This window comes from Candidatus Korarchaeota archaeon NZ13-K, from assembly GCA_003344655.1.
Lineage (GTDB): Archaea > Korarchaeota > Korarchaeia > Korarchaeales > Korarchaeaceae > Korarchaeum.
On the sequence record MAIU01000024.1, the window covers coordinates 1 to 12,515 of the forward strand.

The 12,515-nt window shown below is 56.5% G+C and carries 18 protein-coding genes and 2 tRNA genes; 10 read left to right on the forward strand and 10 right to left on the reverse strand.

Translation table 11 applies throughout. The features are described from left to right. A partial coding sequence (locus BA066_03980) for an RtcB family protein (GenBank protein ID RDD53504.1) occupies nucleotides 1-870 on the forward strand: 870 nt, incomplete at its 5' end. 9 nt (nucleotides 871-879) lie between these two features. After that, on the forward strand, nucleotides 880-1,572 hold the full coding sequence (locus BA066_03985; protein RDD53505.1) for a hypothetical protein: 693 nt from the start codon (nucleotides 880-882) through the stop codon (nucleotides 1,570-1,572). Here the strand turns inward: BA066_03985 and BA066_03990 are convergent. Next, the gene (locus BA066_03990; GenBank protein RDD53506.1) at nucleotides 1,565-2,005 is read right to left on the reverse strand and encodes a hypothetical protein; all 441 of its coding nucleotides are present in this window, start codon (nucleotides 2,003-2,005) and stop codon (nucleotides 1,565-1,567) included. The genes BA066_03985 and BA066_03990 overlap by 8 nt on opposite strands. A gap of 95 nt (nucleotides 2,006-2,100) precedes the next feature. Here BA066_03990 and BA066_03995 point away from each other — a divergent pair, with 95 nt between their 5' ends. Together BA066_03995 and BA066_04000 are read left to right on the forward strand one after the other, a co-directional pair. Continuing rightward, on the forward strand, nucleotides 2,101-2,775 hold the full coding sequence (locus BA066_03995; GenBank protein ID RDD53521.1) for a proteasome subunit beta: 675 nt from the start codon (nucleotides 2,101-2,103) through the stop codon (nucleotides 2,773-2,775). Nucleotides 2,776-2,780: 5 nt separating this feature from the next. Beyond that, nucleotides 2,781-4,679, forward strand: coding sequence for a beta-CASP ribonuclease aCPSF1 (locus BA066_04000; protein RDD53507.1), 1,899 nt, complete (start codon nucleotides 2,781-2,783; stop codon nucleotides 4,677-4,679). Between the two features lie 136 nt (nucleotides 4,680-4,815). On the opposite strand, the gene BA066_04005 is transcribed toward BA066_04000, so the two are convergent. Further along, nucleotides 4,816-5,217, reverse strand: coding sequence for a cell division protein SepF (locus tag BA066_04005; GenBank protein RDD53508.1), 402 nt, complete (start codon nucleotides 5,215-5,217; stop codon nucleotides 4,816-4,818). A gap of 103 nt (nucleotides 5,218-5,320) precedes the next feature. Between BA066_04005 and BA066_04010 the strand changes: the two genes are divergently transcribed. The 5 genes from BA066_04010 (at nucleotide 5,321) to BA066_04030 (ending at nucleotide 6,773) form a co-directional block, all read left to right on the forward strand. Further along, nucleotides 5,321-5,584 (forward strand): RNA-binding protein, encoded by a 264-nt coding sequence (locus BA066_04010; GenBank protein RDD53509.1) that lies wholly within the window; start codon nucleotides 5,321-5,323, stop codon nucleotides 5,582-5,584. Between the two features lie 4 nt (nucleotides 5,585-5,588). After that, nucleotides 5,589-5,780 (forward strand): 50S ribosomal protein L37e, encoded by a 192-nt coding sequence (locus tag BA066_04015; protein ID RDD53510.1) that lies wholly within the window; start codon nucleotides 5,589-5,591, stop codon nucleotides 5,778-5,780. A gap of 85 nt (nucleotides 5,781-5,865) precedes the next feature. After that, a tRNA-Ala gene (locus tag BA066_04020) sits at nucleotides 5,866-5,938 on the forward strand. Between the two features lie 6 nt (nucleotides 5,939-5,944). Continuing rightward, a tRNA-Phe gene (locus BA066_04025) sits at nucleotides 5,945-6,016 on the forward strand. A gap of 19 nt (nucleotides 6,017-6,035) precedes the next feature. Further along, nucleotides 6,036-6,773 carry a hypothetical protein gene (locus tag BA066_04030; protein RDD53511.1) on the forward strand — a complete coding sequence of 246 codons (738 nt, stop codon included), beginning with the start codon at nucleotides 6,036-6,038 and terminating at the stop codon, nucleotides 6,771-6,773. Here the strand turns inward: BA066_04030 and BA066_04035 are convergent. Then, the gene (locus tag BA066_04035; GenBank protein ID RDD53512.1) at nucleotides 6,770-7,054 is read right to left on the reverse strand and encodes a hypothetical protein; all 285 of its coding nucleotides are present in this window, start codon (nucleotides 7,052-7,054) and stop codon (nucleotides 6,770-6,772) included. The two genes, BA066_04030 and BA066_04035, sit on opposite strands and share 4 nt — an antisense overlap. Nucleotides 7,055-7,303: 249 nt before the next feature. Between BA066_04035 and BA066_04040 the strand changes: the two genes are divergently transcribed. Beyond that, nucleotides 7,304-7,681, forward strand: a complete 378-nt coding sequence (locus tag BA066_04040; GenBank protein RDD53513.1) for a hypothetical protein — start codon at nucleotides 7,304-7,306, stop codon at nucleotides 7,679-7,681. Here BA066_04040 and BA066_04045 read toward each other — a convergent pair. The 7 genes from BA066_04045 to BA066_04075 form a co-directional block, all read right to left on the reverse strand. Then, nucleotides 7,638-8,150, reverse strand: coding sequence for a hypothetical protein (locus tag BA066_04045; protein RDD53514.1), 513 nt, complete (start codon nucleotides 8,148-8,150; stop codon nucleotides 7,638-7,640). The genes BA066_04040 and BA066_04045 overlap by 44 nt on opposite strands. Before the next feature lie 8 nt (nucleotides 8,151-8,158). Beyond that, entirely contained in the window at nucleotides 8,159-9,334 is a 1,176-nt protein-coding gene (locus BA066_04050) for an HD domain-containing protein (GenBank protein RDD53515.1), read from the reverse strand. After that, a complete protein-coding gene (locus BA066_04055) occupies nucleotides 9,331-9,753 on the reverse strand; it encodes a glycine cleavage system protein H (GenBank protein ID RDD53516.1) in 423 nt (140 codons plus the stop codon). The genes BA066_04050 and BA066_04055 overlap by 4 nt, the downstream gene beginning before the upstream one ends. Before the next feature lie 48 nt (nucleotides 9,754-9,801). After that, nucleotides 9,802-10,701, reverse strand: a complete 900-nt coding sequence (locus tag BA066_04060; protein RDD53517.1) for a hypothetical protein — start codon at nucleotides 10,699-10,701, stop codon at nucleotides 9,802-9,804. Beyond that, entirely contained in the window at nucleotides 10,702-11,178 is a 477-nt protein-coding gene (locus tag BA066_04065) for a CDP-2,3-bis-(O-geranylgeranyl)-sn-glycerol synthase (GenBank protein RDD53518.1), read from the reverse strand. After that, nucleotides 11,178-11,618 carry a hypothetical protein gene (locus BA066_04070; protein ID RDD53519.1) on the reverse strand — a complete coding sequence of 147 codons (441 nt, stop codon included), beginning with the start codon at nucleotides 11,616-11,618 and terminating at the stop codon, nucleotides 11,178-11,180. Before BA066_04070 ends, BA066_04065 begins: the two co-directional genes overlap by 1 nt. An 11-nt stretch (nucleotides 11,619-11,629) precedes the next feature. Continuing rightward, nucleotides 11,630-12,515, reverse strand: an 886-nt coding sequence (locus BA066_04075; GenBank protein ID RDD53520.1) for a hypothetical protein, incomplete at its 5' end; no start/stop codon positions are given.

Here is a 12,515-nt window from a genome sequence, read left to right on the forward strand (position 1 = left end):
CCGCAGCTCGGCTCCTTGGGGAGCGGCAACCACTTCTTGGAGGTGCAGCTGGTCGATAGGATATACGATCCGCAGGTGGCGAGGGTGATGGGGATAGAGCGGGAGGGTCAGGTGGTCGCGATGGTCCACACGGGAAGCAGGGGGTTCGGTCATCAGGTCGCCGACGATTTCCTAAACATGATGCTCGCAAAGATAAGTTCCCTAAACTTCAAGCTTCCGGACAAAGAGCTCATATTCGCCTATGCCAACTCCGATACTGCCGAGAAGTATTTCAGGGCGATGAAGGGAGCCGCAAATTACGCCTGGGCCAACAGGCAGATGGTGACGCACTGGGTCAGGGAGGCCTTTGAGAGGGTCTTCGGGAGGAGCGCCGAGGACATGGGGATGAGTCTGGTCTACGATGTCGCTCACAACATAGCGAAGCTCGAGGAGCACGTGGTGGATGGAAAGAAGGTTAAGGTTTACGTTCACAGGAAGGGGGCGACGAGATCTTTCCCGCCGGGGCATCCGGCGATCCCCAGCGATTACAGGGATGTGGGTCAGCCGGTCATAATACCCGGCTCCCAGGGCACGGCCTCATACCTGATGGCCGGCACGGCCAGGGCCATGGAGGAGTCCTTCGGGACCACCGCTCACGGGGCCGGGAGGGTGATGAGCAGGGAGCAGGCGAAGAGGATCTACAGAGGGAGTCAGATAGTGCAGATGCTCGCCGAGAGGGGGATAATAGTTAAGCCCGCATCACTAGCGGTGGCCGCTGAGGAGGCTCCCGGGGCCTACAAGGACGTGGATGAGGTGGTCAACGCCACGCACAGGGCTGGCATAGCAAAGCTCGTGGCGAGGCTGGTGCCGATAGGAGTTGTGAAGGGCTAGGGTGTTAGCTTGGAGAGGGAATTCCTACTGGTCAATATAACCATAAGGGATGCTGAAACTCGCTCACTCTACCATACCACAGTTGAGGATGTGGCCAGGGAGTCCGGGGCTCACTCTGAGAGGGTCAGCTACACGCCCGTGCTGGTGATACCGGGCGAGACGAACCTGTTCCCGAAGCTGCTGGAGAGGATACTGGCCAGCGAGGAGGGGGAGAGATTCGAACTTATCCTGGAGCCTGAGGAGGCCTATGGGAGCTATGATAGGGGTAAGGTCAAGGTCTATTCCGTGAAGAGGCTTGAGAGGGAGGGGATCCACCCTCACGTCGGGGAAACGATATACTTGGACGACCAGAGGGGGGTGATACAGTCCGTCACGGGAGGCAGGGTCACTGTGGACTTCAACCATCCCCTGGCTGGGAAGAGGTTACTCATCGAATGCGAGGTCCTGAGGAAGATTAGGGATGATCTGGAGAAGGTGAGGGCGATAGTGGCTGACGCCTTCGATTTGAGGTTAGAGGAGATACCGGCTAGATGGGTGGAGGATGGTGTCGTGGAGGTAACGCTTCCTCCGAAGGCGTACGTGCTCAGGGATTCCTACTCAAGGAAGATAAATGCGCTCTCCACGATAATGAGGCACCTGAAGGGTATAAGGCTGGTCAGGTTCATCGAGGACTTCGAGATACCTAGGAAGGAGGTTACTTGATCTCGACCTCATAAACCCTGAGCTCCCGCAGGGCACCGCAGCCCCTAACCACTCCCTTCTCCCTCAGGACCGTCAGCCTGTCCCCGAGCTTCAGACCCTCCGGCTTGCAGAGGGCGAAGCTCTCGCAGGTGATGCGGTCGCACTCCAGCGGTCTGTAGGTGAAAGTGGCGCCCTCGATCAAGCTAATCGGAATCGCTAAATCTATTGTCGCCCTTCTCACGGAGGCCAGGGAGACCTCCTCATGCACCGGGCATTGAAACCTCTTCCTCTCGTTCACATCAACTACCTCATAGACCCTGCCGAGCTCCATGCCATCTACACAGGTGCTCCTGTACTTGCAGTCCTTGCAAAGGCTGGATGGTCCAATGAAGACGAATCTGAACCCCTTTCTGGCCAGTTTGCTCGGGACGAGGGTCATCCTCTCGGCTTCCATCCGCTCACCCGGCGCCTGCTGAGGGAACCTTTTTTAATCGAGCCCGGTGCATCAACCGACCGCCTGTTGACGCGTCTTCAAGTGAGGTGGTGTTGATGACTTGGGAAAATCCCCAAGGGTCCGGGGTCCGAGGAGTGGAGGAAAGGATTCATCTGATGAAGGGAACCACGACAGTTGGTGTAAAATTCAAGGACGGAGTCGTGGTTGCCTCTGATAAGAGGGCGACCAGCGGTACTTTCGTGGCGAGCAAGAGCGCGGTGAAGACCTTTAAACTGACGGACTATGCCGTGGCCACGATATCAGGGCTCGTGGCCGATGGGCAGTACCTGGTGAACAATCTAGCTGCCCTGGCCGACCTCTACAGCATGGACACGGGCAGGCCAATCACGGTCAGGGGCCTGGCCAGGCTGTTGGTGCTCATGCTCAGGAGGTACAGACCCTTCTTCCTCCTGGCCCAGCTGATAGTCGGGGGGGTCGACAGGGAGGGACCTCACCTCTTCAACGTGGACCTCTACGGCACCATGACTGAGGAGGACTATCTGGCCACGGGCTCAGGTTCTCCAGTGGCCATATCGGTCATAGAGGGTGGATACTCCCCGGAGATGGATAGGGAGGCGGCCATCAGGCTCGTGATATCTAGCATGGTTGCCGCCCTCTCGAGGGACGCGGCCACCGGCGATGGAATTGATGTCGTCGTGGTGGACGGCGGAGGGGTTAGGTTCCTCGGGAGGGACGAGATCTCCCGGATGATAGAGGAGCTGAGAAGGTAGGGTCCTTGATGAGCTCCCCGGAGTCTATAAAGGCCAAGGTGAGGAAGTTCCTCTCCCAGTACACGAGGATAGATAAGGTAGACCTGGAGGGCCCCTTCATAACGGTCTACGTCGAGAACCCGAAGGAGCTCTTGGACAGGCCCGATATAATAACGAATGCCGCCAAGAGCCTTAAGAAGAAGATAGTGGTCCTGGCCAGCAAGCCCCTGAAGGACGAGAGCAGCACAATAGAGTTCATAAGGAAGACGATACCGGAGAAGGCCGAGATAGAGGATATAAAGTTCATCCAGGAGACCAGAGAGGTTTACATAATTGCCAAGAGGACCGGTTATGTCGTCGGGAAGGGAGGAGCGAACATACTCGAGATACTGAAGGAGACGGGTTGGAGACCCGTGGTGATAAGGGCTCCCACGATAAAGTCGACCTTCCTCGAGACGTTCTACAACGTGATGATATCGGAGGCCGTGGAGAGGAAGAGGGTGATGAAGAGGCTGTCCAGCAGGATATTCAGGTCTCCCATGAGGATCAGCAGGGGTCTTTACGTTACCTTCCTCGGTGCCGCCAGGGAGGTCGGTAGGAGCTCCATCCTCGTCACCACAGATGAGAGCAGCATCCTCTTGGACTGCGGTATAAGCGTGGGTGGCGAGGACCCGTTCCCAAGGTTTGATCTGAGCTCCTTCGACATAGACGAGCTCGACGCCGTGGTCGTGACGCACGCGCACTTGGATCACTCGGGGGCGCTCCCTCTTCTCTTCAAGTACGGCTACAGGGGACCCGTCTACCTCACGAGGCCGACCAGGGACCTGATCATGCTCCTCCTCTACGACTACATCAACCTCTCCCAGAGGAGTGGCCTGACACCCTTCTTCTCCTGGAGGGATGTGGTCAACCTGATGAACCACACTGTGACCCTGGAGTACGCGGAAACTGTGGACATCTCCCCGGATGTGAAGCTAACCCTTTACAACGCCGGTCACATACTGGGATCCGGTCTGGCTCACTTGAACGTGGAGAGCGCTAGGCATAACATACTTTACACCGGGGACATGAGATTCAGGGACACCAAGCTCCTGGATAAGGCCGTGAGGAAGTTCCCAAGGGTCGAGACCCTGATAATGGAGTGCACCTACTGCGGGGAGAATGACGTGCTGCCCAGCTTTAGGGAGGCGGAGGAGGCTCTGTTCTCGATAATAAGGGAGACGGCCAGCAAGGGGGGGAAGGTGCTCATACCCGCCCTGGCCGTGGGAAGGGCCCAGGAGATCATGCTATCTCTAGTGGATGGCTTCTCAAGCAATGAGCTCCCAGATATCCCCGTTTACCTGGACGGGATGATATACGACTCCACGGCGATACACTCCGCCTATCCGGACTACCTCTCCTCATACGTGAGGGACAGCGTCTTCAAGAGGGACAGGGATCCCTTCACAGATCCTCACTTCAACTTTATCGGGAGCTCCGATGAGAGGCCCGACGTGACGAGGGGAGGGCCGGCCGTGATAATAGCTCCCTCCGGAATGCTCACGGGCGGTCCCAGCGTGGACTACCTGAGGATGCTGGCCCCGGGTCCCGAGAACGCCATAGTACTGGTGAGCTATCAGGCTGAGGGGACGCTCGGGAGGAAGTTGAGGGATGGGGTGAGGGAGCTGAGGATGCAGAATGAGGAGGGAGAGCCCGTTAAGGTGGAGGTCAGGGCCGAGGTGAGGGTGATCGAAGGCTTCAGCGCGCACGCGGATAAGGTTCAGCTGCTCACCTACTTGGGGACCATTGAGCCCAGGCCCCACAGGGTCTTCCTGGTTCACGGGGAGGAGGAGAAGATAAGGAGCTTCTCTCCCCTGGCGGCTAAGACCGTTCCAGGGATAAGGACGATATCTCCCCAGATAGGCGAGACCTTCAGGCTAGCTTAGCCCCCTACGGAGGCCGAAGGATCTTCGCTACGGAAGGTAGATGAGATCCCCTTAATCGCAACTGAGGGGGTAGAGGGAAGCGGGTCCTCATGAGATTCGAAACCCGTCTAGAACCGGAGCCTGTTCACCGGCTCGATCACCCGGGACTGCGCCAAATCTCGACGAACCTCGGGACTATCAGCAGGGGGGGATATCCCCTATCCCTTATCATCACCAGGTCCCCGCCCATCTCCAGAACCCTCTCCTTCAGCCTCTGGATCATGAACTTGAGTTTCTCCTCCCCCTCAGCGGCGAGGTCATCGTACCTGAGTAATATTATGTTTCCCTCATTTATCTCGTTCAATATTTGCTCAACGTCCTCCGCGTTTCTTAAATTCATCGGCTTCACGGTGATGGCCTTCTCCGACACTATCTTGGGTCTGACGGGTTCTATCTCGTAACTCACTTCCTCCTCAAACTCCTCAGGCTCCTCCTCGAATTCCTCCTCTTCCTCCCTTCCCTTGCCGAACACTTTCCTGAAGAACCCCATGGCCCACACCTTACGCTTGATCCCCCGAGCTGCAGTATTTAAATCATGCTGGGCGGGCACCAAAATTTATTTAAAAGGTGGGCCCTGAACAATCCGAGAGCGGGGGAACGCGATGTCAAGCGCTATGAGATATCTCTCGAAGAGCATGAATACCAGCATCCTGGTGTTCCTGAAGAACGGTGTGAACGTCAGGGGCGTGCTGAAGTCCTACGACAATCACCTGAACCTGATACTGGATAACGCGGAGGAGATATACACGACCCCGGACGGCGAGATGAGGCAGAACAAGATCGGGAAGAGGGTGCTGATAAGGGGGGATAACGTGATAGCGATCTCGACGCAGAAGATAGAGGGACTGGAGGGGCCGGAGGAGTGATAGCATGGTCAAGGGAACGCCCTCGATGGGGAGGAGGAGCAGGGGAAAGACGCACGTCAGATGCAGAAGATGCGGTAGGCACTCCTTCAACGTCAAGAAGGGATACTGCGCTTCCTGCGGTTTCGGCAGGAGTCCCAGGATGAGGAGGTACGCCTGGGCCAACAAGGTGAGGTGGAAGAGCGTGAGGGTCGTCTGATGATCGAACTCCGAGGGGGCTCCGGGTTCCCGGGGGAACCCGGGGCTAGGGGAAAATTTAAAATTCTCCAGACCCCCTACCATTGGGGCCGGTGGCGCAGTTGGTAGCGCGCCCGCTTGGCATGCGGGAGGTCGGGGGTTCGAATCCCCCCCGGTCCACTGAAAGCCGGGGTAGCTCAGAGGGAGAGCGTCCGGCTGAAGACCGGAAGGTCGAGGGTTCAAATCCCTCCCCCGGCACTCTTGAGGTAGGGCATCGATGAGGGGCAGGGTATCGGCTTACCTCATGAGCGCGCTCAAGCGGTACTTCGGTGAGGAGAAGGGGGAGAGGATAGCCGAGATCCTCGAGAGATCCGGGATATTCTGCTTCGATGATCTATCATCCGACGTGCCAGATGATCTGATCGAGCTGATGGAGGTCACCAGATCTGAGTTCAACGGGTTCCTGGAGGAGTACGGACCACAAGCGATCGCTAGGCTTAAGGAGAGGGTGAATGAGCTTCTGGAAAGGGTCAGGGAGCTGAAGACTCAGATGGACTGGGCTAGGGAGAGGATCCTGAAGGGGGTGGAGGCCAGGGCATCATCTAAGAGCATCTTCATGAGGGAGCTTGAGGTGGTCATGGGGATCATATCCTCGCTCATAAGCTCAGTCCAGCTCTGCTGCGGTAGGGAGGCCACCTTGGATGGGGGGAGGATGGAGATATACTCAAAACCTCTCAGGGAGGCGGCGGAGAGGTTGAGGAGAATATGCAGCATTGATGATGAGTTCTCGGGACAGTTAAGTGAGGTGGCAACTTCCCTTGATAGGATAGCGGGGCTCCCCGGAGGATTGACCGCCGGGGACCTGATCGACCTGCTGAGCTATGCCCTGTCACTGCTCTCTGACGTCAGGAGGGCCAGGGGTGGGGTGGAGCTGGATAAGGAATCCCTCATCCTCGAAAATATAATATTGAAGAGCAGGTTGGTCTCATTAATATGTCAAAAAATATGCGATTAATCTTTTATCTTCTCAAGGAGTCCGACTATGAGTAGTATCTCAGACCTCGTGGGGAAGGGCATGTTTATGTCATTCACTATCTCATTGAGTATTGAGATTGCCTTGTTCGATCTAACCCCATAGCTGTTCCTCTCGTCCCTAAGGGCCTCTATCGCCTCTGTCATCGCTCTTCTTATGTTCCTTGGAACGCTCCTGTCCTGAGATATCCTATCCAGTCTCTGTATCGCTTCCGAGAGGAGCTTCTCGTACTCCTTAACCTTCTCGGCTTTCTTAGTCACCATGACGTTCACCCCCTAAACAGCCCTTTCGAGGCTACTCGCGGGCTCTCCCTTAAAAAGTTGCACTCGTAGCTCACCCATCAATCGGTCAGTTTTTTTGGAAAAATCTAATGAGATTCGTGGATTCATGAAAAATATATTTAGAGATACATCGGGTTAATAATCGTCAATCGTCCGGTTGTTGGGCGCCGGCTAGGGTGACTCTCGTCGGGGTTTTAAGCGGGTGCCTCGCTGAGCATTGGGTGGGCTTGGGTGAGCCCTTCGGAGGATGAGAGGAGCAGGAAGATGGCCGAGGCCCTACTCAAAGGATGGAAGATGCTATCGGAGACATGCCCCGTGTGCGGCTCCCCGCTCTTCGAGACGGGTGGAGGTGAGGTGGTCTGCGCCGTCTGCGGGACCAAGGTGATACTCGTCGAATCTGAGGAGCAGGCCGGAATTGAGGAGCAGAGGCTGGCGCTGGAGAGGGTTATGAGCTCCCTGACGAGGATCCTAGAACGAGAGATGGCATCTATTGGTAAAAATAATATTGATGAAGAAACTCTATCTAGGATAAATTCAATACTAGTTGCGCTTGAGAGGGCAGCATCTATTTACAGGAATCTAGCTCGTCTGGGTAGGAGGCGTAGATGAGCCTTGATCCCATGGAGGTCCCCCTTGATACCTCCGCTATCCTCTCCACCAGCTCATCATAACCCACCCTGGACATGCCCTTCACGAACCTCAGGGAGAGGAGGGCCCCCTTATCGATCCCCCTGAGGCTGAGCTCGTACACATCCCCCTTCAGGTAGACGGCTCTTCCCTCCTTCACGTAGTGGTAGCTGAGCGAGACCCTGAACCTGTATGAGAGCTCCCTAGGGTCGTCAGGACCGTAGAGGGTCCTCACAACGTACCTAGTGACTTCCGAGCCCGTTAAGGGAACAAATCTCCTTCCCTCATGCCTAGTCACCTCATAGAGCACGTATCCCATTCTGATCTCCGGGGAAGTTCCGCACCAGAGCTCTATCTCCTCACGATGTCCATTGAGCCTTGATATTCCCAAAAGCAGCATCGAGAGGACCCTCCCGCAGCTCTCACCGCAGAATATGTAGTCCCTACTCAAGAGGGGGCTCAGCTCTCGATCACCTCCCCAACGGCCACGCCCCTGAGCCTATCCTCAACCCTCCTCCTGAGCTCCGGCCAAGTGTAAATCCTTATGAAGGAAGGGTTCATTCCTAGGAGCCTCCTCAGGACTGGGGAGACCTCGGATAAATCCAGAAGTTCCCCATCCCTCATGACCCTCGGGAGTTCGCCGCCCGCGAACTCTATGATGGGGGAGTCTATTATCACATCCTCCCTCCTGACACCGCAGAGCTCAGATATCCTCTCCCTCGCGAGATCCACACCCTCCCTACTCAGTCCTACACCGTGCTTCTCCCAGACCACCTTGAGGATGCTCCTCCTCATGAGCCTCTCGGTTATCCACTTGCTCCTCTCATCGCCCCTAAGGAGCTCCCAAACCCTGTAGTCATCTAACTCAAGGAAGGGAGTTGGATCCTTCCTCGGGTTGCCAAGATCCATCCTGTCAAGTATGCTCCTCATTCCCATCTCCAGCATCAGCTGCACGCCCCTTGAGGTCTTATGGTAATATATTGTCCTATATGATAGCAGCCTTGCCATAAAAAGAGACTCTATTGCCTCTAAAGCTCTTATATTTATCACTAAATCGTCGTTTACCTCGATGGAGTTGAACGCTATCCTATGAACGTCGACGCTATAGCCAGCGCCAGTGTGGTATGAGTCCCTCACTATGTAATCCATCTTATCCGCATCCACGGAGGAGTTTATGACCTTGGAGAGGCTCCTCCTTCCGTGCTCTCCCCTTATTAGGAGAATCACCTCCTCCGGCTGGAACCCCATCTTCGTCAGGAGATCTGCTATCTCAGTTCTCCTTATCACTATAGAGGTCATTTCCTCATGTGATATCCCGAAATTCTCGATCAATATCGTCTCGAAGGAGTGGGAGAAAGGCCCGTGCCCCAGATCGTGCAGCAGGCCCGCCACCCTCAGGAGGGAGACCACCTCACGGTCCCCGCTGAGGCTCCCTCCCATCACTCCAGCTAGGTGCATGACGCCGAGCGAATGCTCGAACCTCGTGTTGACCGCGCCGGGATAGACGTACTCGGATCCGGGGAGCTGCCTTATCCTCCTCAGCCTCTGCAGCGGGAAGGAATCTATGAGTCCGAGCTCCTCAGGGCTTATCCTCAGATAACCATGTATAGGATCCTTTATGAGCTTCTCCCTCAATGGCTTTCCTCCACGTATTTGGCGTACTCCTCGGCCCTCATGAGATCGCTCAGCTCCGAGGAGACGCCCTCCCCCACGGTCAAGGCCAGTATCCAGCCCTCACCGTAGGGATCCTGCACTATCTTCTCCAGCCCCATCGGAACCTCACTACTCCCCTCCTCGATCACTCCGGCCTCCTTATTTATCTCGATAACCTCCCCGGAGACCGGGGCGTATATCCTCTCCGTTGTCTTGCTGCTCTCAACGGTCCCTATCCTCTCGCCCTTCCTCACCTTGGTCCCGATGGGCTTGACCTCTAGGAATGTTATATCTCCAAGTTGTTCAACTGCATATGATGTTATTCCAATTATCGCTTTATTACCAGATATTTTTACCCATTCATGTGTTTTTGTATAAAATCTATCCGCAGGGATCCCCAAGGCCCACACCGGGAGAAGCTTGGGGGTCTCATTTAAAACCTTTCCAGCTCATATCCCATGGAGGCCGTCCTCCCCTATCGCGAACGCTGCCTGCCCTGGAGGAAGGTATGAGGAGTCCTCGAGCGTCACCACGACCCTGTTGCCCCTCACCCTCCTGAAGCAGAGCATGTTGTGGGGAACGTGGGCCAGGACGAACCCGCCCTTCGATTGTATGCTCCTCCCCCACCTGACCGCGTGCATCGTCATAATGACGACGCTTCCCCTCTCGGCTATCCTCCGAATCGCGAGCAGGATCCTCTGGAGCTCCTCCTGTCTCTCCCTGAGCCCCTTCAGGCCCCCATAGCCGGCTAGGGGATAGGATATGGAGTCAAGGCAAAGGAACCTGGATTCCCCGGACCTCACGAGATCAGCGGACAGCTCGAGGGCCAACTGGAGCTGCTGTGGGTTCTGCGCCCTAATGACCCTTATCCTCGACAGCATGTCCTCGGGGAGGGAGTTCTGCCTCAGGAAGACGATCGCCCTCCCCGGGTCGAAGGTGCCCTCCGTGTCGATGAAGCAGGCTGTTCCCGAGGATATACCACCTCTCTCAGGTTCCATTAGAGATCTAACCGCCATGTAGATGCAGAATTGGGTCTTCCCTGAGGAGGGAGGACCGTAAATCCCAGTCAAAGTCTTGGCCCTGATGCCCCCTCCGAGGAGATCGTCCAGCCCTCCCAGTCCCGTTCTCAGCAAGGGACCCTCGGCCAGTAGCCTATCGGCGGTCACTGGTCTGAGGGAGAGGAGGCTCGCCTCCATCAGTATCTCCCTGGCGATGCTCCTGTCTATCCCGAGCCTCTCGGCGAGTTCAGAGTCAGTCATTAGTATGAGGTCCTCTAGCTCGATGCCCTTCCTCCTCATCATCTCCACGTACTTCCTGTCCACCCTCCCCAGGAGATCCTCCAGCCCCATTCAGTGAGCCACCTCCTTGAGGCCGATCAGGTGGGCCACCACGTTGCTCCCCCAGTGCAGCAGGGGGGTGAGCAGGAGGAGGAACAGGATGGATTCAAGGGGAAGGCCCTCCAGCGGTGATGCAAAGAGAAGTGAGAATATGAGGAATCCCTCCTGATCCAAAATTGGGGCTGGTTTTCCTTCACTAATCCCCATCCTCCTCTTCAGGAACGAACCGAAGCAGTCACCTACCATCGCTCCCAATGATAGGGCGAATCCTTGGAGGAGCCTCCCCTGGATCAGACCCACGAGGGATCCCACCACCAGACCTGAGAGGAAACCCCTCAAGGTCTTGTGATCTCCGAGTATCCTCCTGCCGTCTAGGAAGTTCCTGCCCATGTCGAGGGGCCGGCCTCCTCCGAAGATCACTGGGGACATGTTGGCGAAATAGGAGGGGAGTATGTACCATACGGCATGAAGGTAGGGGTCGAGCTCCATCAGATCACCTCGATGACGTCGAAGAGCTTCAAGAACCACTCCGGCGCCTCCTGCTCTACCGTATGGACGCTCACGAGGGATCTCGTCTGTCTCTCGAAGGACCTGAGGATGCTCATGATCGTTATGAGGGACCTCTGCAGGTCGTAGGGTCTCGGTGATGAGCTGGCCTCCCTCAGGTAGGCACCTAGCACGTCATCCAAGAGGCAGGCCTCCCCTCCCCTCAAGCGAGTGAGGAGCATCAGGAGGGAGGTCAGGAGATCCGGTGAGAGGGAGCGTATGATCGTAACGTCCCCCCTGTCCCTTATGAGGTCCTCTAGGAAATCCGCGAATCTTGGGTCGTAGGTCACGATTATCAGCCTCCAGCCGTCCCTCAGGAGCTCCTCCACCTCGGCCCTCATCACCCGGGCCCTCTCCTCCGGGGGGTATATCCTCAAGCGCATCCCCTTCCCACCTAACCCACCCTCCTTCCCTTAAAGAATTCCTCACCGGCTCCAGCAACCTCGCTCAGGCTCAGATACCTCAGGGGAGCCCTCATCCAGTCTGGCATCATGTTGACACACCTGGAGAACCTCCTATCGGCTAAAACTATGAAGCCCAGATCCCTGAATGATCTAACGGGTCTTGCAGCCGCCTGCAAAGCGGATCTGCAGGCGTTGATCAGCACCGGGTTCCGGAGCCTCGTGTGCCTCCTCCAGAGGATCTCTTGGATGCTGCTGAGGGCGCTGGGTCTCGCCAGCTGCAGTCCCACTACGACGGACGTGGTCATCTGCAGCCCCGGGAAGTCCTCTCCCTCGCTGCTCCTTCCTCCCTGAACTCCCAGGAGTATCGCTCCCGAGCTGGAGAGGCTCTTGAACCTGGCCACCATCCCGGACAGCTCATGGGAGTCCATCCCCCTCTCCTCAACGAAGAGAGGCTTGGCCACCATGTTCTCGAAGCCCGCATCCAGTATTCCCTGGAGCACATCGTATGAGGAAGCGAATATCCCCATATTCCCTACTATGACCTCAGAAAGATCCGCCAATGCGGAGGCTATCCTGAAGAATTCCGCCCTGCTCCTCTCCTCGAATCTGGTCGTGAAATCCCTGGTTACGATCGTGGAGACTTCCCCCCAAGATCTAACAGCTATTCTCCTGTAGTCCAGATCCTCCAAGATCTCCCCCCTCGCCACCTCCTCGCCCCAGGTCCCGGATATGAGGACGGATGCCTTGAACCTCCTGAGGACCTCCTCCAGACCCCTCCCACCGCTCCTCACCAGGATCAGGCTGGGTGGCTCCAAAAGGATCCGATCGGAGGAGCTGACCTCCTCGATGATCCACCTCAGGGGCCTGGGGAGGGTG